This is a genomic window from Sphingobium sp. R-21 (assembly GCF_049913335.1).
In the GTDB taxonomy this organism is placed as follows: Bacteria; Pseudomonadota; Alphaproteobacteria; order Sphingomonadales; family Sphingomonadaceae; genus Sphingobium.
Map to the genome: position 1 here is coordinate 1,776,041 of NZ_CP184374.1, position 20,850 is coordinate 1,796,890.

19 protein-coding genes and 1 tRNA gene are annotated in these 20,850 nt (G+C 63.8%); 10 read left to right on the forward strand and 10 right to left on the reverse strand.

Going from position 1 to position 20,850, the window contains the following annotated elements; translation table 11 throughout:
* Positions 1-6 precede the first annotated feature (6 nt).
* The 6 genes from ACN9MX_RS08455 (at position 7) to ACN9MX_RS08480 (ending at position 5,831) form a co-directional block, all read left to right on the forward strand.
* Entirely contained in the window at positions 7-1,107 is a 1,101-nt protein-coding gene (locus ACN9MX_RS08455) for a flagellar basal body P-ring protein FlgI (protein WP_426386666.1), read from the forward strand.
* The gene (locus ACN9MX_RS08460; protein ID WP_363739960.1) at positions 1,107-1,433 is read left to right on the forward strand and encodes a rod-binding protein; all 327 of its coding nucleotides are present in this window, start codon (positions 1,107-1,109) and stop codon (positions 1,431-1,433) included. The genes ACN9MX_RS08455 and ACN9MX_RS08460 overlap by 1 nt, the downstream gene beginning before the upstream one ends.
* Positions 1,430-2,764 carry a flagellar hook-associated protein FlgK gene (flgK, locus tag ACN9MX_RS08465; protein WP_426386667.1) on the forward strand — a complete coding sequence of 445 codons (1,335 nt, stop codon included), beginning with the start codon at positions 1,430-1,432 and terminating at the stop codon, positions 2,762-2,764. Before ACN9MX_RS08460 ends, flgK begins: the two co-directional genes overlap by 4 nt.
* A 17-nt stretch (positions 2,765-2,781) precedes the next feature.
* On the forward strand, positions 2,782-3,627 hold the full coding sequence (locus tag ACN9MX_RS08470) for a flagellin (protein ID WP_363752973.1): 846 nt from the start codon (positions 2,782-2,784) through the stop codon (positions 3,625-3,627).
* Positions 3,628-3,908: 281 nt separating this feature from the next.
* Positions 3,909-4,772 (forward strand): flagellar motor stator protein MotA, encoded by an 864-nt coding sequence (motA, locus tag ACN9MX_RS08475; protein WP_007682571.1) that lies wholly within the window; start codon positions 3,909-3,911, stop codon positions 4,770-4,772.
* 3 nt (positions 4,773-4,775) lie between these two features.
* Entirely contained in the window at positions 4,776-5,831 is a 1,056-nt protein-coding gene (locus tag ACN9MX_RS08480; protein ID WP_426386668.1) for a flagellar motor protein MotB, read from the forward strand.
* 82 nt (positions 5,832-5,913) lie between these two features.
* On the opposite strand, the gene ACN9MX_RS08485 is transcribed toward ACN9MX_RS08480, so the two are convergent.
* The 9 genes from ACN9MX_RS08485 to ACN9MX_RS08525 all read right to left on the reverse strand — a co-directional run bounded on the left by ACN9MX_RS08485 (position 5,914) and on the right by ACN9MX_RS08525 (position 14,965).
* Positions 5,914-8,301 carry a TonB-dependent receptor gene (locus ACN9MX_RS08485; protein WP_426386669.1) on the reverse strand — a complete coding sequence of 796 codons (2,388 nt, stop codon included), beginning with the start codon at positions 8,299-8,301 and terminating at the stop codon, positions 5,914-5,916.
* 110 nt (positions 8,302-8,411) lie between these two features.
* Positions 8,412-8,801 carry a winged helix-turn-helix domain-containing protein gene (locus tag ACN9MX_RS08490; protein WP_363739970.1) on the reverse strand — a complete coding sequence of 130 codons (390 nt, stop codon included), beginning with the start codon at positions 8,799-8,801 and terminating at the stop codon, positions 8,412-8,414.
* 390 nt (positions 8,802-9,191) lie between these two features.
* Positions 9,192-10,547 carry an ATP-binding protein gene (locus tag ACN9MX_RS08495; protein WP_363752964.1) on the reverse strand — a complete coding sequence of 452 codons (1,356 nt, stop codon included), beginning with the start codon at positions 10,545-10,547 and terminating at the stop codon, positions 9,192-9,194.
* Entirely contained in the window at positions 10,544-11,263 is a 720-nt protein-coding gene (locus tag ACN9MX_RS08500; RefSeq protein WP_133653850.1) for a response regulator, read from the reverse strand. The genes ACN9MX_RS08495 and ACN9MX_RS08500 overlap by 4 nt, the downstream gene beginning before the upstream one ends.
* 71 nt (positions 11,264-11,334) lie before the next feature.
* Positions 11,335-11,964 (reverse strand): EF-hand domain-containing protein, encoded by a 630-nt coding sequence (locus ACN9MX_RS08505; protein WP_426386670.1) that lies wholly within the window; start codon positions 11,962-11,964, stop codon positions 11,335-11,337.
* A gap of 184 nt (positions 11,965-12,148) precedes the next feature.
* Complete coding sequence (locus tag ACN9MX_RS08510) at positions 12,149-13,366, reverse strand: argininosuccinate synthase (protein ID WP_363739976.1); 1,218 nt, start codon at positions 13,364-13,366, stop codon at positions 12,149-12,151.
* Positions 13,367-13,526: 160 nt separating this feature from the next.
* Complete coding sequence (locus ACN9MX_RS08515) at positions 13,527-14,489, reverse strand: hypothetical protein (RefSeq protein WP_426386671.1); 963 nt, start codon at positions 14,487-14,489, stop codon at positions 13,527-13,529.
* A gap of 179 nt (positions 14,490-14,668) precedes the next feature.
* Positions 14,669-14,863 (reverse strand): DUF4169 family protein, encoded by a 195-nt coding sequence (locus ACN9MX_RS08520; RefSeq protein WP_426386672.1) that lies wholly within the window; start codon positions 14,861-14,863, stop codon positions 14,669-14,671.
* Positions 14,864-14,891: 28 nt separating this feature from the next.
* Positions 14,892-14,965: transfer RNA gene (locus tag ACN9MX_RS08525), tRNA-Gly, on the reverse strand.
* A 111-nt stretch (positions 14,966-15,076) separates the two neighbouring features.
* Here ACN9MX_RS08525 and ACN9MX_RS08530 point away from each other — a divergent pair.
* The 4 genes from ACN9MX_RS08530 to ACN9MX_RS08545 all read left to right on the forward strand — a co-directional run bounded on the left by ACN9MX_RS08530 (position 15,077) and on the right by ACN9MX_RS08545 (position 20,502).
* On the forward strand, positions 15,077-16,000 hold the full coding sequence (locus tag ACN9MX_RS08530) for a LysR family transcriptional regulator (protein ID WP_363739982.1): 924 nt from the start codon (positions 15,077-15,079) through the stop codon (positions 15,998-16,000).
* Positions 16,001-16,132: 132 nt separating this feature from the next.
* Positions 16,133-18,247 (forward strand): TonB-dependent receptor domain-containing protein, encoded by a 2,115-nt coding sequence (locus ACN9MX_RS08535; RefSeq protein WP_426386673.1) that lies wholly within the window; start codon positions 16,133-16,135, stop codon positions 18,245-18,247.
* Positions 18,248-18,353: 106 nt separating this feature from the next.
* Positions 18,354-19,469 carry a DUF47 family protein gene (locus ACN9MX_RS08540; protein ID WP_133653856.1) on the forward strand — a complete coding sequence of 372 codons (1,116 nt, stop codon included), beginning with the start codon at positions 18,354-18,356 and terminating at the stop codon, positions 19,467-19,469.
* A gap of 31 nt (positions 19,470-19,500) precedes the next feature.
* Complete coding sequence (locus ACN9MX_RS08545; RefSeq protein ID WP_363739988.1) at positions 19,501-20,502, forward strand: inorganic phosphate transporter; 1,002 nt, start codon at positions 19,501-19,503, stop codon at positions 20,500-20,502.
* 61 nt (positions 20,503-20,563) lie between these two features.
* On the opposite strand, the gene ACN9MX_RS08550 is transcribed toward ACN9MX_RS08545, so the two are convergent.
* Positions 20,564-20,731, reverse strand: a complete 168-nt coding sequence (locus ACN9MX_RS08550; RefSeq protein WP_166666390.1) for a hypothetical protein — start codon at positions 20,729-20,731, stop codon at positions 20,564-20,566.
* Positions 20,732-20,850: the final 119 nt, after the last annotated feature.

The following is a 20,850-nucleotide window of genomic DNA, read 5'->3' on the forward strand; positions in this document are numbered from 1 at the left end:
CGCGCCATGACCCGCCTGCTGTTTCGCTTCCTGCTGCCCCTCATGGCCCTCTTCACCGTTCCGGCCCATGCCGAGCGGATCAAGGATCTGGGCACCTTCCAGGGGGTGCGTCCCAACCAGCTCACCGGCTACGGCATCGTCGTCGGCCTTGCCGGCACGGGCGACGACAGCCTGGACTACGCGACCCAGGGCATGAAGGGCGTGGTCTCGCGCTTCGGCCTCACCTTGCCGCAGGGGATCAACCCCGCACTCAAGAACGCGGCGGCCGTGCTGGTCACCGCCGACCTGCCCGCCTTCGCCAAGCCCGGCCAGCGGCTGGACGTCACCGTCTCCGCGCTGGGCAAGGCCAAGTCGCTGCGCGGCGGCACGCTGATCATGACGCCCCTGCACGGCGCGGATAATGAGATTTACGGCATGGCGCAGGGCAACCTCGCCGTCGGCGGCCTCGGCGTTTCCGGCGCGGACGGCAGCCAGGTGTCGGTCAACATTCCGTCCGCCGGCCGCATTCCGGGCGGCGCGACGGTGGAACGCGCGGTCGCGACCGGCTTCGACACCGCACCCACCCTCACCTTCAACCTGTCCGAAGCCGACCTCACCACCGCCCTTCGGGTCGCGGACGGCATCAATCGGACCTATGGCGACCATCGCGCCAAAGCCATGGACGCCGTGTCGGTCACGATCGACGCCGCGCCGGGCGCTTCAGACCGCATCATGATGATGGGCATGATCGAGAATATCGAGGTTTCGCCCGCCGACGCCCCGGCGAAGGTGATCGTCAACGCCCGCACCGGCACGGTCGTCATCAACGGCGCGGTGAAGATCCATCCCGCCGCGATCGCGCATGGCAAGATCACCGTCAGCGTCAACGAATCGCCCCGCGTGGTCCAGCCCGCACCCTTCTCGCAAGGGCAGACGGCGGTCGAGCAATCCAGTTCGATTTCGATCGATCAGGAAAAGAAACCGATGATCAATTTTAAAGGTGGAGCCTCTTTGGCCGATATAGTGAAAGCGGTGAACGCCATCGGCGCCTCCCCCGCGGACATGGTTGCGATCCTGGAAGCCTTGAAACAGGCCGGGGCGCTGAAGGCTGAACTGGTGGTGTTGTGATGCGGATAGACGGGACTTCAACGGCGACGGGCCAGCCGGGCGGGACGCAGAACAAGGCTGCGCTGGAAAAGGCGGCGCAGCAGTTCGAGGCGATCTTCCTGCGCCAGATGATGGGCGCGATGCGCTCGGCCAGCCTGGCCGAGGGCATCAGCGATTCCAGCGCCACCGATCAGTTCCGCGACATGGCCGACGCCCGCACCGCCGACAGCATGGCGAGCCGGGGCACGCTGGGCATAGCCGAGATGCTGATGCGCCAGTTCGGCGCCAAGGTCGGCGCCCCTGCACCCGCCGCCGCACCCGCCACCAATATGGGCAAGGGCGAATGAGCGACCTCTTCATCATCGGCGCGTCGGGCACCAAGGCCTATCGCAGCGCCATGGCGGCAATTTCGGAAAATATCGCCAATGCCAGCACCGAAGGCTATTCCCGCCGGTCGGTGACGACAATCGAGTCCGGCTCCTCGACCGCGACCATGGCTGTCTACATCTCCCGCGCCAATTTCGGCGGTACGGAGGTCAAGAGCGTCAACCGCGCGACCGATCCCTATCTCGACGCGACCGTGCGCTACACCAACATGCAATTGGGCAGCGCGGTCGCGCGGATGCGCTGGCTGACCGATTCGGAAACGGCGCTCAACGACACGGAAACCGGCGTCGGCCAGCTCATGACCGGCATGTTCCAGAATATGGACAAGCTGGCCGCGAGCCCAAGCGACAATTCCCTGCGCGTGACGACGCTGGACAGCATCGGGCGCGTCGCCCAGGCCTTCAACCAGACTTCGGCCGACCTGAGCCAGGTGTCGAACGGCATCGCGACCGAGGCGCAGTCCTCGGTGACGACGGTCAACCAGGCGCTCTCTGCCCTCGCCGACATCAACAACAGCCTGCTGCGCGCGCAGCCGGGCACATCGGCCTATGCGCAGCTGCTCGACAGCCGCGACGCGGCATTGGGCACCCTGTCCACCAATCTCAATGTCGACATCAGCTTCGGCACGCATGACCAGGCGCAGGTGATCCTGAACGGACAGACGCTGGTGCAGGGCAGCAGCGCCACCCCGCTGGCCCTCACCGCCAACGCCAACGGCACGCTTTCGCTTGCCACCAGCGGCGGCACCGCTCTCGCCGCGCCGACAAGCGGCACGCTGGGCGGGCTGTTCTCGGCCGCCGACACGGTCTCGCAGCGCCGCACCAGTCTCGATACGCTGGCGCAGCAGTTCGTCACGAACATGAACAACTGGCATGCGCAGGGCCGCACCGATGCGGGAACCGCCGGCGGGCCGCTGCTGTCCGGAACGACGGCCGCGACCGTGACCGCCCTCATCAGCGATCCCGCGCAGCTTGCCACCAAGGCGACGGACGGCACTCCCAACGGCAATCTGCTGACCGTATCGACCGTGCTGCGCGGCAATGGCAGTGTCGAGCAAGGCTGGACCAACCTGATCGCGACGCACGCCAACCTCCTTTCCTCCACCAAGGCGGAACAGACCACGGCGCAAAACCGCAGCGACCAGGCCGTGGCCGCGCGCGAGGCGGTCAGCGGCGTCGACCTGGACATGGAGGCGGCCGAACTGCTGCGCATCCAGCAGGCCTATTCGGGCAGCGCCAAGATCCTTCAGGTTGCGAAGGAAACTGTCGACGCCATTCTGCAGATCATCTGAACGGGAGCAACGGGACCATGGTCGGCATCACCAACAAGATCCTTCTGGCCGAGATTCGCCGTCAGCAGAAATTGTCGCAGGACATCGTCGATGGCCAGACCGCGATCTCGACCGGCGTGACGCTGAACAAGCCGTCGAACAACGCGCTCGCCTGGGTGCAGGTGTCGGACATCGGCCGGCAGCAGGCGCAACAGGCCGCCTGGCAGTCCAACATCAGCACCGGCACGGCCCGCGCCAACACGGCCGAGGCCAATCTGGGCGAGATGAACTCCCTGCTGACGCGCGCGCAGGAACTGATGACCCGCGCCCGCAACGGATCGCTCAACGCCACCGACAAGACGGCCATCGTCCAGGAAATGACGACGATCCGCTCCACCATCGATTCGCTGCTCAACCAGAAGGATTACAGCGGTGTCCCCGCCTTCGACGACGGACAGAGCGTGCTGGTCCCGGTCAGCCGCGGCCTCAATCTCGCCGTGGTCGGCACCCGGCAGGAAGTGTCGGAGGGGATCGACGTCAACGGCACGCCGATGACGCTCGACGCCATATTGGACCAGAGCATAACCGCCCTGCAAAGCGGCACCGACAGCGACGTCGCGGCCGGGCTCGACGCGATCAAGGCGGCCCAGAACCACGTCGTCCTGGAACAGACCAAGCAGGGCGTGCGCAGCGACCGGCTGGACGTGATCGGCACGCGTCTCACCAATGTCGACCTCGACCTCAAGGAACGGCGTTCCGGGCTGGAATCGACCGATCTTCAGGATGTGATCTCCTCGGTCTCGGCCAAGCTGCTCCAGCTTGAGGCAGCGCAGTCCGCCTTTGCCCGGATCAATCAGCAGAATCTGTTCGACCTGCTCAAATAAGATATCGTACCGAAAGGCGGGAACCGGTTTCCCGCCTGGAACGATGCAAAACCCGGAGCGCGCGTCCTGCGTCCGGTTTGACCCGGCGCTCTCCAGGCGCGCAGAGCAATCTCGCGGCCAAGCTCTTGAACGGGCGCCCCTTCTACTTCGAAATCATCGTGATCGATTTTTCGACCGGCGCCCTAAATCTCGGCATCGCCAAGCCGTATTAACCAATCGAGAGCGTCTTTCATGCGATGCTCGGTCAAGACGGTGCCTTCGGGCGGAATTCGGGGATAATCATGTTCGCAATCATCGGCCTGGTCGTGCTGCTCGCCATGGTATTTGGCGGCTTCATCTTTACAGGCGGCGACATCGGCCCGGTTCTGCACGCCCTGCCGCATGAAATGATCATCATCGGGGGCGCGGCCGTCGGCGCGCTCATCATCGGCAATTCGGGCAGCGACCTGAAGGCGCTGGGCGGCGGCCTGGGCAAGGTCTTCAAGGGCCCGAAATACAAGAAGCAGGATTTCCTGGACTGCATCTTCCTCGTCTCCAAGCTGATGAAGACGCTCCGCGTCGAAGGCCCGGTGGCGCTGGAACCGCATATCGAGGATCCGGCAAGCTCCACCATCTTCTCCGAATATCCACGCCTGATGGGTGACAAGACGCTCATCCACCTGATCAGCGATACGTTGCGGCTGGTGGTCGTCTCCTCCGGCACGCTCGATCCGCACGCGGTCGAGGAGGTCATGGACAATGCGCTCAAGACCCATCACCACGAAGCGCTGCGTCCCGCCGACAATCTTCAGGGACTGGCCGACGCGCTGCCTGCCCTCGGCATCGTCGCGGCGGTGCTGGGCGTGGTGAAGACCATGGGTTCCATCGACCAGCCCCCGGCGATCCTGGGCGGCATGATCGGTTCGGCACTGGTCGGCACCTTCCTGGGCGTTCTGCTTGCCTATGGCATGGTCAACCCCTTCGCCAATCGCTGCCGCGCCGTGATCGAGGCCGACGGTTCCATGTACCATGTCGTCAAGCAGATCATCGTCGCTTCGCTGCACGGCCACCCGCAGCCGCTGGTGATCGAGGCCGCCCGTTCCAGCCTGACCCACGCGAACCAGCCGGCCTTTGCCGAAGTGTTCGACGGCATGCGGGGCAAATAAGCCATGGCCGAGAAGAAGCGCGGCGCGAACGAGCCCGAACCACGGCCGATCATCGTCAAGAAGATCATCGTCGACGGCCATGGCGGCCATCATGGCGGCGCGTGGAAGGTCGCCTATGCCGACTTCGTGACGGCGATGATGGCCTTCTTCCTGCTGATGTGGCTGCTGGGCGCGACCACGGAAAAGCAGCGCAAGGGCCTGGCCGACTATTTCACGCCGACCCTGGTGCAGCTCAAGGAGAATTCCGCAGGCGCGAACGGCATGTTCGGCGGCGACAGCATGATGGGCAAGGAAAATTACCCGACCACCGGCGGTCAGGGCAATATGGCCATCACCATGCCGCGCGACGCGTCGGGCACCAAGGACCAGGGCGGCAAGGCCACCAAGGCCGCCGACCGGGCCCGGTTCGAATCGATCAAGAAGGAACTGGAGGCGCGCATGGCCCGCCGCCAGGCCATCCGGAAACTGCTGAAGAACATCCGCTTCACCGAAACGCGGGAAGGACTGCGCATCGACCTGATCGACGAGGCGGACTTCGCGATGTTCGCCATGGGCACGGACCGTCTGCTGCCGCAGGCGCGCGAACTGGTGAACGAGGTCGCGGCGACGATCAGGACCATGCCCAATCCGCTGATCGTGCGCGGGCATACCGACGGCCTGCCCTACAGCGCCGGCCAGACGATGAACAACTGGATGCTCTCTTCCGCCCGCGCCGAAGCAACGCGCAAGGCGCTGGCGGCGAGCGGCATCGGCAATGACCGCTTCGCCCGGATAGAGGGCGTCGCCGACCGCGAACCCTTCGCCAAGGGCGATGTCTACGACCCGCGCAACCGCCGCATGTCGATCATCCTGGGTTGGAGCCCCGGCGCGAACGACGGCGACGCGGACTCGCAGCTCGACGCAGAGACGAAGGCAGCCATCAAGGAGCGCGACAACCCGAAGACCCTGGCCCGGACCGAGGCGCAAAAGCTCGACATGGGCGGCACCAGCCTGCCCGCAGGGGCGCAGTTGATCAACCCGACGGCGCCGGGGACATCGAACAAGCCCGGCAAGCATTGAACCGGACTGTCCGGCTCAGTGCGCCCAGGGTGCCAGGGCAGGCTTGGACGCGATGACACCCACGACCTTCATATCGAAGGCATCATTGCCGCATCCGCAGGGTCAGGCCGATCGTGCGCGGGTCGCTGGGCGTTCCCACGATCAGCCCTGAATTGCCCGCCTGGATGGTCAGGTTCTGCATATAGTCCTTGTCGAACAGGTTGCGCGCGAACAACGCGATTTCAAATCCGTTCCCTGCGCGCAGACCGACACTGCCATTCACAACCGTATAGCCCTTGATGACGGTGTAGGCCGACGCCGTGGGATCGCCGAAGACGCGGGTTCGTGAACTGGAATCCACATGAAGGAAGAACGCGCCCTTCCTGCCGAACAGATCCACCGACCGGCTATAATCAGCCCCCAATGTCACGGACCATTTGGGCAGGCCCGACAGGCCCCTGCCGCTCAGGTCGCAGGCGGACGTTCCGGTTCCGATCGCCTCGATCGGACAGGGGCCGCTCGGATAGGAAATATATTTTCCGTCCGCATAGGCCCCCGATGCGCGCAATTGCAGGTCCTTCGTGACGAGCGCGATCATATCCGCTTCGACGCCCTTCACCCTGACCTTGGGAATATTGGCGAGATAGGTGCGCAAGGCCGCAGCCGCGCCGGTATCCGTGACGTTCGTCTGGAAATCCCGCACGCTCATATAATAGGCGTCGATATTGGCGATCAGCCGTCGGCTGAACAGGCTCATCTTGAGGCCAATCTCATAAGCGCTGTTCTTCTCCGGCTTGATGACGGCGGTGTTCAGCGCGGGCTGGTTGTTGTTGTTCAGCGGCAGGCCCGACATGTTGATCCCGCCCGATTTCCCGCCCCGCGCATAGCTGGCATAGCTGGCATAGCCAAGCACATCCTCGCTCAACTGATAGGCGATGTTGGCGCGGCCCGTGACATCGCCGTCCCTGTCGCTGGCGGCATAGCTCTGCCCGCGCAATATGGACAATTGGCTCGCGCGCTGGGCCGCCGTCACATTGGCGGGACCGCCGAAGGTGAAGCTGTCATAGGCGCCCTCCTTCTCCTCATAGGTATAGCGAAGCCCGCCCGTCAGCGTCAGCCGATCCGTCGGCCGCCAGTTCACCTCGCCAAAGGCTGCATAGCTGTCGGAGCGGAAATCGGTGCGCCCGTCCGTGCCATAACCGTCAAGCAGGTTCGAATCCGCGAACAGCAACCAATAAGCCGCGCGCGGACCATAGATGGAAATGGGACGGCCCGTGATCTTCTGGCGGAGGAAATAGAGGCCGGCGACATAGCTGAACGGCCCCTCCCCATTGGAGGCCAGCCGCAACTCCTGACTATATTGGTCCTGGCGGGAGGGGATGTGCTGGACGAGCTGGATCGGGATGCCGGTATAGTCGCGATCGTTCGCCGCGTCCCAGTTCCAGAACCGCCATGCACTGACCGATGTCAGCGTGCCCAGGCCCAGCTTCCAGTCCAGGATGGCCGAAACGCCGCCCTCATTCGTCTTGACGCCCAGGGCGGCATCAATGTCGGTCAGCCGGTCATAAGGGTTGAGGCTGGGCGGCGCATAGGGTCCGCCCGGCACATTCGCCGCCAGCGCGGCATATCGGCGGGCGGCCGCCTTCAGCGTCGGCGCAACCCGGACATAGACCTGCGTGCAGCATGCGCTTTCGAAATTGGTGAAATCGGCAATCAGGCGCAGTTGGAAATCTTCGGAAGGCTTGTAGAAAAGCTGGCCGCGAACGGCCTGGTTGCCCATGCTGTTCTGGTCGCGCCCGGTCATGACATTGTGGATGACGCCATCGCGGCGGGTCGACTGGCCCGACAGGCGGAAGGCGAGGCTATCGGTGATCGGCCCCGACGCCGATGCCTTGGCCTGCAGGAAATCATTGCTGCCATAGGATAATTCCTCCTGCGCTTCGGGCGTGAAGGTCGGCAGTTTGGTCGTGATGCTGATCGCTCCTGCCGTGCTGTTCTTGCCGAACAGCGTGCCCTGCGGGCCGCGAAGCACCTCGATCCGGTCGATGTCGGTGAAGTCGAAAGCGGCAGTGGCGGGCCGTGCGTGATAGACCTGATCGACGTAAAAGCCGACGCCGGGCTCCAGCCCGTCATTCGCCTGGCTGACCGCCACGACGCTGCTGCCGAGCCCCCGGATCGTGAAGGCGGTATTGCGCGGGTTTGCCGAACTGTAATTGAGCGACGGGACAAGCAGGCTCAGTTGCCCGGTGTTCACCGTATAGGATTGATCGAGCAGCTTGCCGTCAACAACGGAAATCGCCGCGGGCACGGACTGGCTGTCTTCCACGCGCCGCCGGGCAGTGACCATGATCTGCGGCAGGCCACCCGATTCTGCGCTTTCGGCCCCTGCACCCGGCGCTGCATCCGGCGCTCCGGGAACCTCGGCCCAAGCCGGTGCGACGATAGTCAGAACGCCCAGGCCGAACGCCAGCGCACGCGCGGATAAATGCATGAATGCCCCCTTTTTGGAAATGCCACCCGAATCTCTATATTCCTCCGTATATAATGATGGATTGGCACTGCAAGTCACGACAGAAGGGGATCGCGATGATCAGGGGCTGGTCAGTCGGGGGAGCCTTCGGCCTCGCCGTTGCGCGGCGCTGCCAGCAACAATTTCGTCAGTTCGGAATAGGCAGGGCTTCGGGTTATCGCAGAGGCTTCCTCGACCAGGGCGCGATAGGCGGCAAGCACGGCCAGACCATGTTCCGTGACGCGCGCGCCGCGCTCGCGTCCACCGCCCGACAAGGTTTCGACCAGCTTTTCCGCAAAACAGCGGTTCATCTCGTCCACCAGCAACCATGTACGCCGGTAGCTCATGCCAAGCGCCCGGCCGGCTCCGGAAATCGAGCCCTCCCGTTTGATCGCCTCGAGCAGGGCCGCCTTGCCCGGCCCCATCGCAAAGCTGCTCCCGCAATGAAGCTGCAACTTGATCTTCAGCCGGCCGGTGTCCACCTCAACAATCCCTCTTGTCGAGAGCGCTGCTCTTTCTGCGGAAGCCCTGTTTCATTTTCATCCTGATCCGGTGATCGGCCCGCTATTGGCCCGGGGACTTTCGATATCATTGCCCAATAGCGAAATCGACAGGCACGTGCCGGATCCCGATCCACCTGCCACCGCCGCTCCCGGCCAAGGACACTCGCCAAAGCCTGTGTGACCCAGGGGCAACAGGAGCCCAACAAAAGATCCTATTCCTCCGAACATGCCAGTTCTGCCTGTCCTATTGCACGCTGGCGGGCCTATCGCCCACCCCTCTTTGAAACGTTCATATCCCGCCCACCACGCCTATGCGCGCGCAGGCACGCGCGCGCATACACTGTGAACTTCGGCGGAAAACAGCCATTTTCAGGCCGGCAGGACCAGGCTTGCCTCCAACCCGCCCTGCGCGCGGTTGGCCAGTTTCAGCGCGCCGCCATGTTCGATCATGATCGCCCGCACCAGCGCCAGCCCCAGGCCCGCCCCGCCCGTTTCCCGGTTGCGCGAGCCCTCCAGCCGGGTGAAGGGCTCCATCATTTCCGCCATCCGTTCCTCGGCTATACCTGGCCCGTCATCCGCCACGATCAACCGGACCGCGCCGTCCGCCCGTTCGACCGAAACATGCGCCCGCTCGCCATAGACGATGGCATTTTCGATCAGGTTGCGCAGGGCGCGGCGAATCTGCTGGGGACGGACATTGGCCACCGCGCGCGCACTGTCGGCCAGGTCGACCGGGGAACCAAGCTCCAGAAAATCCTCGACCACGGCATCGGCCAGCGCCGACAGGTCCACCTTCTGCCGGGCTTCGCTGCTGCGCCCGGCGCGGGCGAGGGAGAGGATATCCTCCAGCATCCGGTTCATCTCCTCGATCGTCTCGGACATGCGGGCGCGCTCGCCCTCATCCTCCACCGATTCGGTGCGCACGCGCAGCGAGGCCAGCGGCGTGCGCAGGTCATGGCCGATCGCGCCCAGCATCCGGTCCTTCTCGTTCAGCATCGCGAAGATGCGGCTGCGCATCGCATTGAAGGCCATGGTGAGCTGCCGCACGTCGCCGGGGCCGCGCTCCTCCACCGCATCGGCCGATCCGGTAAGGGCGAATTGTTCCGCCGAGGCGGTCAACTGCTTCAATGGCCGCGCCAGCCTGCGACCAACCCACAGCAGCGGCAGCAGCACGATCGCATAGAGGATCAGCGTCTGCCCCACCAGCCAGCCGCCAAAGCGCGGCGGCCGGTCGCCGATGCGCGTCTGCGTCAGCGCCCATTTTCCCGGCTGATATTCGACGGCCATGGCCAGGCGGGTCACATGCACATGACCATGCCTGTCTCCGCCCGCGCGCATGCGGAAATTGTCCCAGCGCCGCAGGGGCAGCAACTGCGGCTGTTCGGCCGCATGGATGGAGCGGACCGAAAGCCCGACATCGTCGAACATCGCCCTGGCGCGACGCTCCACGTCCGGTCGGGACTGGCCCTGCAACGGCGGGGCAGCGTCCAGGAAGCGCACCCGTCCCCGCCGGTCCGCCTCATCCCCGGCGCGCTGGTCCGGCCGGCTGTCGAGCGCGTCGACGATGCGAAAGACGCCGGGAGCCGTCTGCGCGGTAAGCTCGATCCGTTGACGTTCGCGCAGCAACAGGGTGAAATTGATCGCCTGCGCCACGAACAGCGCCAGCGCGACAAGGATGATGATCTGGCCGACGACGCCCTGCGGCCACAGGCGCAGCCGCCTCACAGCTTGCGCACGTCCGCGGACAGGGTGTAACCGCCGCCCCACACCGTCTTGATGAGGGTCGGGTTCCTGGGATCAGGCTCTATCTTCTTGCGCAGGCGGCTGATCTGGTTGTCGATCGCCCGGTCGAAGGCATTGGCCTCCCGCCCCTGGGTGATGTCCAGCAACTGGTCGCGGCTCAGCACCTGATTGGGCCGGGTGGCGAAGGCCAGCATCAGATTATATTCCGCCGTGGACAGCGGCAGCGCCACGCCCTCGCCGTCGACCAGCGTGCGCTCCTGCGTCTTGAGCAACCAGTTGGCGAAAGCATAGGTGGCGCCATCGGTCGCGGTGACGCGCTGCCCACCGGTCGCCACGCGGCGAAAGATCACCTTGATGCGGGCAACCAGCTCACGCGGGGAAAAGGGCTTCAGCACATAATCGTCGGCCCCCATTTCCAGCCCGACGATGCGGTCCGTCTCTTCCGATTTCGCCGTGAGAAGGATGACCGGAATCTCGCTCGTTTCCCGGATATGGCGACAGAGCGACAACCCGTCCTCGCCCGGCATCATGATGTCCAGAATGACCAGATCGATGGCATTGGCTTTAAGGCGCATCCGCGCTTCCGCCGCATTTTCGACGGCCGTCACGCGAAAGCCGTTGCGGACAAGATATTGCGCCAGCGGCTCGCGGATCGAGCGCTCGTCGTCGACGAGCAGCAAATGGGGTCGTTCGCTCATGGTCCGGTTCTTGTCATGGCTGGAAGCAGGTGGGAAGGCCGAAGGCGCCATCGACGCCTTCGACCCAGCCCTTAATCGGCGGGCGGCGGGGGCGGCCCCTTGCGGTCTTTCCAACCATCGCGGAACGCCTGCCGCGCAGCCTTCATCTCTTCTGCGGTCACCTTGCCGTCATGGTTGGTGTCGGCCTTGTCGAACATGGCGAGGGGGCGCGCCATGAAATCCGCCCTGGTGATCACGCCGTCTTTCGCCATTCCACCGTCCGGGCCGCCGCGCATGCCGGGGCCGCGATGACCCCAGCCACCACGATCCGGGCCGCCATGGCCGCCATGGCCGCCGATACGGTCCTGCCGGCCTTCATGCCCAGCGACGAATTCCGCCTTGCTGATCTGACCGTTCCTGTCGGTATCCAGAGCCGCAAAGCGCGCATCGAGCCGCTGCTGGCGTAGGATATCGCGATCCGCCTGATCAATCTTGCCGTCCTTGTTGACGTCCAGCCTGGCGAAGCGGGCATCCAGCGCGGCCGTCAGTTCCGCCTTGGTGACAGTGCCGTCCTTGTCGGCATCGGCCATCATCAGCATGCCACCGCCGCGAGGGCCGCCGGCGCGGGGCGGTCCTTCCTGGGCGAAGGCGAGATGGCTGGCCGCCAGCCCGCCAACGAACAGCGAACCCAGCGCCACCGTAGTCATGAATTTGCGGATCATTCGAGTCTTCCTTCAAAGCATCTGTCACGAACGGCGCTCCGCCGTCCTTGAAGACGCTTATCGGGGAGTTTTGTCCCGCAACTTTGTCATCAGGCCCGATAAATGTCGCAATTTGTATCGCGAACCATGCCTGTCTTCCTTTCCCCGGCGCACCAACAATAGCGACGCCGGGGACGGAAGGCGGTCAGCGGTCGCGACGGCCCAACAGGCGCAGGCGAAGCGCGTTCAGCTTGATGAAACCCGCCGCGTCGCGCTGGTCATAGGCGCCCGCATCATCCTCGAAGGTCACGACCTTCTCGCTGTACAGCGAATAAGGCGACTTGCGGCCAACGACATAAACCCCACCCTTGTAGAGCTTCAGGCGAACCGTGCCGGTCACCTTCTCCTGGCTGTGGTCGATCGCCGCCTGCAGCATTTCGCGCTCCGGCGAGAACCAGAAGCCGTTATAGATGAGCTCGGCGTAGCGCGGCGCCAGTTCATCCTTCAGATGCGCCGCGCCGCGATCGAGCGTCAGCTGCTCGATGCCCCGGTGCGCCAGATGATAGATGGTGCCGCCCGGCGTTTCATACATGCCGCGCGACTTCATGCCGACGAAGCGGTTCTCAACCAAATCGAGCCGGCCGATGCCATGCTTGCGGCCATATTCGTTGAGTGTTTCCAGCAGCGTCGCCGGGCTCATGCCCACGCCGTTGATCGCCACGCCGTCGCCACGCTCGAAATCGATGGTGATATATTCCGGCGCGTCAGGCGCATCCTCCGGATTGACGGTGCGCGAATAGACATAGTCCGGGGTTTCCTCCCACGGATCTTCCAGCACCTTCCCCTCCGAAGAGGTGTGCAGCATGTTCGCATCCGTCGAAAAGGGGCTTTCGCCGCGCTTGTCGCGCGGGATCGGGATCTGGTGCTTTTCGGCGAATTCGATCAGCCTGGTGCGGCTGGTCAAATCCCATTCCCGCCAGGGGGCGATCACCTTGATGTCGGGGGCAAGGCCGTAATAGCCAAGCTCGAAGCGCACCTGATCATTGCCCTTGCCCGTCGCACCGTGCGACACCGCATCCGCGCCAATCAGCTTCGCGATCTCGATCTGCCGCTTGGCGATCAGCGGGCGGGCGATGGATGTGCCGAGCAGATAGAGCCCTTCATAGAGCGCGTTGGAGCGCATCATCGGGAACACATAATCCTTCACGAATTCTTCGCGCAGGTCGTCGATGAAGATGTGCTCTTCCTTGACACCCATCAGCCGTGCCTTCGCACGTGCCGGTTCCAGTTCCTCGCCCTGCCCCAGATCGGCAGTGAAAGTCACGACCTCGCACTGGTAGGTCTGTTGCAGCCATTTCAGGATCACGCTGGTATCCAGCCCACCTGAGAAGGCAAGAACGATGCGGTTGATCTTGTCGGACATGGGCAACTTTCCTTGAGGCGGGCCTGGGCGGCCATGCAATTACCGGCGGGCCGGTATCAGGCCGAACGATCCAGCGCAACTGGATCGGCGGAACTATTGCATGACAAAGGGGATGCCGATCGGGACCGGCATCCCCTTTCCTCAAGGAATCCAATCCGACTCAGCTTGTCCGCGGCTTGAAGACACCCTCGCGTCGACGGTCGGAACCAAAGCGATACACCGTCTGCGTGGCCGTTGGCGCGAGCCGGGGCGATTCGGTTGGAGCCACGCTTTCCGCGACCATGGGCGTTTGAACCTGCTTCTGCCGCTGCGCCAGCAGGAATTTTGCTCTGGTCCTGCGCTTGGCATGGGTGCGGAACGGGTTTTCCGCGCTGGGCGGTGCAGCCACCATCGCCTCCAAGGTGCTTTCCTCCTCGCTTGGCACCGATGCGACCGCAGGGGACGGCGTCATCAAGGGCATGGCCGGAACAGGTCGCTGGGCAGCCTGCACAGGTTCGGGCTGGATAATCTCGCCCTCCCAATGCTCCACTTCCTGACGATGCGCGCGTCTGCGCATCAGCGCAGCACCGGCAAGGCCGATCATCAGCAAGGAGCCGCCGCCCAACGCCCAAAGCAATGCGGGATCGCTCCGGGCCTCCGACGATGCGGGCGGTGCCTGCCTTTCCGGCGCAGCGGGTGCAGCCGGCGCGACCGCCTCAGCTAATGGCGCAGATGACGCAGGGGCAGAGGGTGCAGGGGACGGCGCTTCACGCTGTGTCAGGGGCTCGGAACGTTGTGGGGCCGCAACGGGCTCGGTGCGGGCTATCGTGCGGGCAGCGGGCGTGGGCGCGTTGCGCTTCACCGGGGCTGCGGCAGGAACGGCCTGCGCCTCCTCCGCTTGCGACGCTGTAATAGCCGCGTCCAACCGCTGCTCGACCGAAGGCGTCGATTGGACCACCGGTTGGGAAGGCGCGAAAACCGGAGCAGGCGAAGCTGCCGGCGGCGTCTGTGCGACCGGAGGATCGACGATCACCGGTTGCGCAGGCGGAATGACCGTCTGCGCGAACAGCGTAGGCGAACTGATAGCCAGAACAGCGGCAATCGCGGCCCTGGCGGGGCGAAGTGAGCGAATATGTCCAGTCATAGCGAACGTTAAACCCGTGAGCTGCGGGTTTAAACGCAACGGCTGCAGCCTATTCCGGATCAGTCGAGCCAAATCACGGACAGAATGATCGATCGAGCAGAAAAATTAACAGCTGTTCATCTTCTTGCCGAAGATTTTGCATTCCATCTTCGTGCCAATCACTCAGGAATAGTGAAGCTTTATTTGGTATCATCATCCCTGCCATCGCGGCGCGCGCCATCGATCAAGCGCTTCTTGCGTTCTTCTTCCGCTGCCTCAATCTGGCGTTCCGCCTTCGTGCGGCCGAACTTCACGCGATTGCCATGCGCCTGCCGTTCCCGATCCGCCCGAGCCTTCGCCTTGCGCGCCTGTCGAAGATTGACGATGTCGCCCATGTCGTGGACGGAGCCTCTATGACGGGAATGGAGCGGGTAGCGGGGATCGAACCCGCATCACAAGCTTGGAAGGCTAGTGCTCTACCATTGAGCTATACCCGCCCGTCAGGCTGAGCGCCCTGCCATCTTTGGGCGGCCCTCGTCAATATGGCAAAGAGATATTCACCCAATATCCGCCTTAACCCCGCACGATATTTGCACTATCAGGGGCTCATGGCCACGCCTTCCCTGCGCCAGTTGGATATATTCGCGCAGATGGTGGCATCGGGCAGCCTCTTGCGCTGCGCCCGTGATCTTGGCGTTTCGGCCGACGATGTCGCCCGCGATCTGGCCTCGCTGGAACTGCGCCTCGGCTATCGCCTGTTCGACGATCTTGCCGGCAATCCCCACCTGACGCCGGCCGGCCGAAAAACAGCGGAAGCCATGACGCTGCTGTCGCAGGACCAGCCGGAAAACTGGCAGGTCGACCAGGCCAACGACATGACATCGCCCTCGCCTGCCGCGCCGCTGGCCGAATCCCCTCCTTCAAGGCAAAACATCGTCCTGGCGGCCCCAGCCCCGGTTTTCGGCCATTTCCAGGATGCGCTTGCCGCTTTCGAGGCGGCGAATGACGACATAGCGATCACGCTCGACCTGACGATCCACCTGGCGGACGAAGCCGCCTGGTCGCTGCGGCGAGGCAAGGCCGACATAGCCTATTTCTATGCCCTGGGCGAAACGGACGAGCCCCCCTCCCGCTATGGCTGGTCGGAACAGATCAACCTTTACGCGGGCGTCGATCACCCCCTCGCCCGCCGCGACAGTGTGGCCACGACTGAGCTTGCCGCAATCCCGACGCTCGCCATGGAACCGCGCAACAGCCTGCGGCGGATCATCGACGAGGCGCTGCTGCGCAGTGGCATAAGGTTGGGGGATCCGGTGCTGGAGACCGACAATCTGTTCGACATCATGACCATATTGCGCGAAGGCGCCGGCTGCTTTGCCGCCTTCGGCCCGCTCGCCCGTGATCTTGGACGAATGACCGGCATCAGGCGGATTGCACTCGAACAGCCGTTGCCAGCCATCGAAGTGCGACAGGCTGTCGGCAGCGAAAGCCCCGCCGCCGCCGCGGCGCTGGCGGAATTTCTCTTTCTCTGATTGCTTCTCGCGGTGCACTCAAACCGTTTCGGGCGCGATGGATCAAATCCGGCTCGTGCGATGTTGATATGCTATATCATTTCAGATAGGAGGGCACCATCTTCTTCCCAATCATGAAGGATGACGAACCGAATGTATCGTTCCGCACTGTTGCGTGCCGGTTGCGCCCTCTCCGCATTGTCTGCCAGTTTGCCCGCCATGGCCCAGGCTCCGGCATCGGACTCCTCTCCCCAGGGTTATCATGATCAGCGGGCCGACATCGTCGTCACCGCCATCATTCCCCGCCGGCAAGGCGATATTCTTTCAGGTACGTCGGTCGTGTCCGGCGAAGAGCTGACCAGGTCGCTGCGTCCGACGATCGGCGACACGCTCGCCCGCCAGCCTGGCGTATCCGCGACCTCCTTCGGCCCCAATGCATCGCGCCCCGTGCTGCGCGGCTTCCAGGGCGAACGCGTGCGCATCCTCACCGACGGCATAGGCAGCTTCGACGTCTCGAACACCTCTGTCGATCACGCCGTGGCGATCAACCCCCTCACCGCCGATCGCATAGAGGTGCTGCGCGGACCCGCCGCCCTGCCCTACGGCTCCTCGGCCATTGGCGGCGTAGTCAATGTGATCGACAGCCGCATTCCCCGCCGCGTGCCGGACGAACCGATCCACATCGACGGCATCGCCACCTATGGCAGCGCCGCCCATGAACGCACCGGATCGGGCGAGATCGAAGCGCCCATTGGCGACAAGTTCGTTGTCCATTTCGATGGCAGCTATTCCAGAAGCGGCGACCTGGACACCGGCAACTACATCCTGACCCCCGCTCTGCGGGCACAGGCGGCTGCCAGCGGCGATCCGGCAATCCGCGACCTCGCCAGCCTGAGAGGCAAGCTGCCCAACAGCGGAGCGCGAACCTGGGAAGTGGCGGGCGGCGCGGCGCTCATCACCGATGGCGGCAATCTGGGCCTTTCGGTCGCGCATACCGACAATTTCTACGGCGTGCCGGTCCGCTATTCGCTCGATGCCGATGGCGAAGCGGAAAAGGTGCGGTTGCACATGAAGCAGGATCGTGCCGATCTGCGCGCCGAATTGCCGGTCAATGGCGGCTTCCTGGAATCCATCCGCCTCCGCGCCGGCTTCGCCGACTATCAGCATCAGGAGATCGAGGAGACGGGCGAGGTCGGCACGACATTCTACAACCAGTCGATCGAATCGCGGCTCGAACTAGTGCAGGCGAAGCGCGGCGGATGGGACGGCGCGATCGGCGCGCAGTTCTTCGCGCGCAACTTCCATGTCGAGGGGGAGGAAAAGTTCCTGCCGCGCAACGAAACGGAGCAACTGGGCTTCTTCACGCTGCAGTCCTTCGACCTGGGCACCACGCGGATCGAACTGGGCGGCCGTTATGAACATACGCGCGTCGCAGCGGATGCGGACGAGACCTTGTTCAACCCCGCCTATCATCGCAGCTTCAATGCGCTGTCCGGCTCACTGGGTGTCAGTCAGGAACTCGTGCCCGGCTGGCGCGTCGGACTGAACCTGTCCCGTACGGAGCGGGCTCCTTCGGCCGAAGAGCTGTTTGCCCGCGGCAATCACGCCGGAACGCAAGCCTTTGAACTCGGCAATCCTGATTTCGGACTGGAAAAGAGTTGGGGCATCGAAGGCACGCTGCGCGGCCAGGGCGATGGCTACACGCTCTCGCTCTCGGCCTATCATAACTGGTTCGACGGCTATATCTACGATGTGCGGGTCGATGACGGCGTCTGCATGGCCGCCAATGGGGGCGAACCGCTATCCTTCCCCTGCTACCAGAATCTGCAGGCGAATGCCCGCTATCTCGGCTTTGAAGCGGAAGGCACGGTGAAGTTGGGGCAGATCGGCAGCTATGCCCTCAACCTGGACGGCGTGGCAGATTATGTGCGCGCCACCATCGTCGGATCCGGCCCGGTGCCGCGCATACCTCCGCTGCGTCTGCTGGGCGGCCTGGAACTGCAGGGCGATCGGCTGAGCGTTCGCGGCGAAGTCGAACGCAGCTTCGCCCAGAACCGCATCACCGACACCGAAACGCCGACCGACGGCTTCACACTGGTCAACGCATCGCTGTCCTTCAAGCCGATAAAGGGCAATGGCCGGACGACCATCACCCTTTCCGCCAACAATATCTTCGATGTGGAGGCGCGGCGGGCGGCCAGTTTCCTGAAGGACTACGCCCCCCTGGCGGGACGGGATATCCGGCTGACGGCGCGGCTTTCGATCTGATAACCTGCTTGATTGCGCAATGTGACGATTTCGTTACAAGGCGCGGATGGACCAGGGGTGGGCAAAACTCGATCGGATGCGCCAGCGGGCGTATAAGGGCGGCTGAATGCGTCAGATCGCCGCCCTTCCCTATTCGACCGGCCCTGACGGGTCGATGCGGATCCTGTTGATCACCTCGCGCGATACCCGCCGCTGGGTGATCCCCAAGGGCAATCGCATCAAGGGCATGGCCGGCCATCGCGCTGCCGAGCTGGAGGCCTATGAAGAGGCGGGCATTCACGGCATTGCCTGCCCTGCGCCGCTCGGCCGCTATCGCTATGACAAGAAGCGGCGGCGGGGCGACACGAAAGAGGCGACTGTCGAGGTTTTCCCGCTTGCGGTGACGGGCCAGTTGTCGCAATGGCCCGAACAAGGGCAGCGGGAACTGCGATGGTTCCCGGTTGCCGAAGCTGCAAAGGCTGTCGACGAACCCGATCTGCAATCCATCATCGCCGCTTTCCGCGAACCACCCCGTGATCCGGGCCTGTTCGTGCGGACGTTGCTGCGGGTCAAGGAATGGCAAAGCGAAAGGACTGGAATGCTGCGCTGGTTTCACGCGCTGATGCCCAAGCAAGGGCGCTTTTTCGAGCAGTTCGAGGATCATGCTGCGACCCTGGTCGCCGGTGCTGATGCGCTCGCCAAGCTGCTGAAGGGCGGGCCGGACATCGATGCCCATATCAAGGAGATTTCGGACCGGGAGCATGAGGCGGACGACATCATCCGCGAAGTGCTGCAGGATGTGCGCCGCATCTTCGTGACGCCGTTCGATCGCAGCGCCATCACCGGACTGATCGGGGTGATGGACGACGCCATCGACCAGATGAACCAGACGGCCAAGGCTATCGCGCTGTTCGAGGTGAAGGAATTTCCGTCCCAGATGCAGGACATGAGCGCGCTGATCGTCGAATGCGCGCGGATCACGGCGGAGACGATGCCGCTGCTGCGTTCGCTGAACCTCAATTCGGCACGGCTGCATGACCTGACCGAACGGCTGGTGAAGCTGGAGGGGCATGCCGACATCCTGCATGAGGCGGGACTGAAAGCGCTCTATAATCAGGCGCGGCAGGGCAATCCGATGGATTTCGTCGTCGGAAACGAAATCTACAGCCATCTGGAGAAGGTGACGGATCGGTTCGAGGACGTCGCCAACGAGATTTCCGGCCTGGTCATCGACCACGCCTGATCCGGCCAGAGAAGACAAGAGCCGCAGACATATGGAAGCCCAACTCGCCTTTCCGCTGCTGGTCGCGCTGATCGGCATCGCGCTGCTGTTCGATTTCCTGAACGGGCTGCACGACGCCGCCAACTCGATCGCGACCATCGTATCGACGCGGGTCTTGAAACCGCAATATGCGGTCGCGTGGGCGGCGTTCTTCAATTTCATCGCCTTCCTCTTCTTCGGGCTGCATGTGGCGGAGACGGTGGGCAAGGGCATTGTCGATGCAAGCATCATCGATCCGGCCGTGATTTTCGGCGCGCTGATGGGGGCGATCGCCTGGAACCTCATCACCTGGGGGTTGGGCATCCCCTCCTCCAGCAGTCATGCGCTGATCGGCGGATTGCTGGGCGCGGGGACCGCCAAGGCCGGGGCTTCGGCAGTGGTATGGAGCGGGGTGTTCAAGACCAGCGCCGCCATCGTGCTGTCGCCTGCGATCGGGCTGGTCCTGGCATTGCTGCTGGTGCTGATCGTGAGCTGGATCTTCCGGCGCTTCACGCCGCAGGGGGCGGACCGCGTGTTCCGCAAGATGCAGCTTGTGTCGGCGTCGCTCTATTCGCTGGGGCATGGCGGCAATGACGCGCAGAAGACGATGGGGATCATCGCGGTGCTGCTCTATTCGCAGGGGATGCTGACGGGCGGATTCCATGTGCCCTTCTGGGTGGTGTTGAGCTGTCAGGCGGCGATGGGCATGGGGACGTTGCTGGGCGGGTGGAAGATCGTCCACACCATGGGATCGAAGATCACGCGATTGACGCCGGGGCAGGGGTTTTGCGCGGAGACGGGCGGGGCGCTGACGCTGTTCCTGGCGACGCATCTGGGCGTGCCGGTATCGACGACCCATACCATCACCGGCGCGATCGTGGGCGTGGGGGCTTCGCGGCGGTTGTCGGCGGTCCGGTGGAACGTGGCGTCGAGCATCATCGTCGCCTGGGTAGTGACGCTGCCTGCGGCGGCGGCGATCGGCGCGGCCTTTTACGGGCTGACGCGGCTTTTCTGACGGGAAAAGGGTGCGGTCGGTTTTTCCGCCGCGCCCTTCCCTCTCCTGAACCTTGAAATGATCAGCCCACCCGGCCGAGGCGGTGGTAGAGATTGGCGTATTTGACCGATTCCGGCTGGTCCTGAACCTCGCGCAGATAATGGGCGATGGCGGTGCGGATCAGGCCGAAATCCTCCGGCGAGAAAACCGCGCGGGAGCGGGCGGGCTGGGGTGCTTGGGTCGTTTCCATGGGGCTTCCTTTCCGTTGGGATGACGCATCAAACCATGAACCTGTCGGTCAATGAAGGGCGATTAGTGAGGCGGTGTCATGCGGTGACTTGTTCATATTGTCATTTTTTGACATAGTGA

Excerpts from the sequence above, each read along its gene's own strand:
- ACN9MX_RS08455 (WP_426386666.1), top strand. The coding sequence starts at position 7 with ATGACCCGCCTGCTGTTTCGCTTCCTGCTGCCCCTCATGGCCCTCTTC.
- ACN9MX_RS08460 (WP_363739960.1), top strand. The coding sequence starts at position 1,107 with ATGCGGATAGACGGGACTTCAACGGCGACGGGCCAGCCGGGCGGGACG.
- flgK (WP_426386667.1), top strand. The coding sequence starts at position 1,430 with ATGAGCGACCTCTTCATCATCGGCGCGTCGGGCACCAAGGCCTATCGC.
- ACN9MX_RS08470 (WP_363752973.1), top strand. The coding sequence starts at position 2,782 with ATGGTCGGCATCACCAACAAGATCCTTCTGGCCGAGATTCGCCGTCAG.
- motA (WP_007682571.1), top strand. The coding sequence starts at position 3,909 with ATGTTCGCAATCATCGGCCTGGTCGTGCTGCTCGCCATGGTATTTGGC.
- ACN9MX_RS08480 (WP_426386668.1), top strand. The coding sequence starts at position 4,776 with ATGGCCGAGAAGAAGCGCGGCGCGAACGAGCCCGAACCACGGCCGATC.
- ACN9MX_RS08485 (WP_426386669.1), bottom strand. The coding sequence starts at position 8,301 with ATGCATTTATCCGCGCGTGCGCTGGCGTTCGGCCTGGGCGTTCTGACT.
- ACN9MX_RS08500 (WP_133653850.1), bottom strand. The coding sequence starts at position 11,263 with ATGAGCGAACGACCCCATTTGCTGCTCGTCGACGACGAGCGCTCGATC.
- ACN9MX_RS08505 (WP_426386670.1), bottom strand. The coding sequence starts at position 11,964 with ATGATCCGCAAATTCATGACTACGGTGGCGCTGGGTTCGCTGTTCGTT.
- ACN9MX_RS08510 (WP_363739976.1), bottom strand. The coding sequence starts at position 13,366 with ATGTCCGACAAGATCAACCGCATCGTTCTTGCCTTCTCAGGTGGGCTG.
- ACN9MX_RS08515 (WP_426386671.1), bottom strand. The coding sequence starts at position 14,489 with ATGACTGGACATATTCGCTCACTTCGCCCCGCCAGGGCCGCGATTGCC.
- ACN9MX_RS08520 (WP_426386672.1), bottom strand. The coding sequence starts at position 14,863 with ATGGGCGACATCGTCAATCTTCGACAGGCGCGCAAGGCGAAGGCTCGG.
- ACN9MX_RS08530 (WP_363739982.1), top strand. The coding sequence starts at position 15,077 with ATGGCCACGCCTTCCCTGCGCCAGTTGGATATATTCGCGCAGATGGTG.
- ACN9MX_RS08535 (WP_426386673.1), top strand. The coding sequence starts at position 16,133 with ATGTATCGTTCCGCACTGTTGCGTGCCGGTTGCGCCCTCTCCGCATTG.
- ACN9MX_RS08540 (WP_133653856.1), top strand. The coding sequence starts at position 18,354 with ATGCGTCAGATCGCCGCCCTTCCCTATTCGACCGGCCCTGACGGGTCG.
- ACN9MX_RS08545 (WP_363739988.1), top strand. The coding sequence starts at position 19,501 with ATGGAAGCCCAACTCGCCTTTCCGCTGCTGGTCGCGCTGATCGGCATC.
- ACN9MX_RS08550 (WP_166666390.1), bottom strand. The coding sequence starts at position 20,731 with ATGGAAACGACCCAAGCACCCCAGCCCGCCCGCTCCCGCGCGGTTTTC.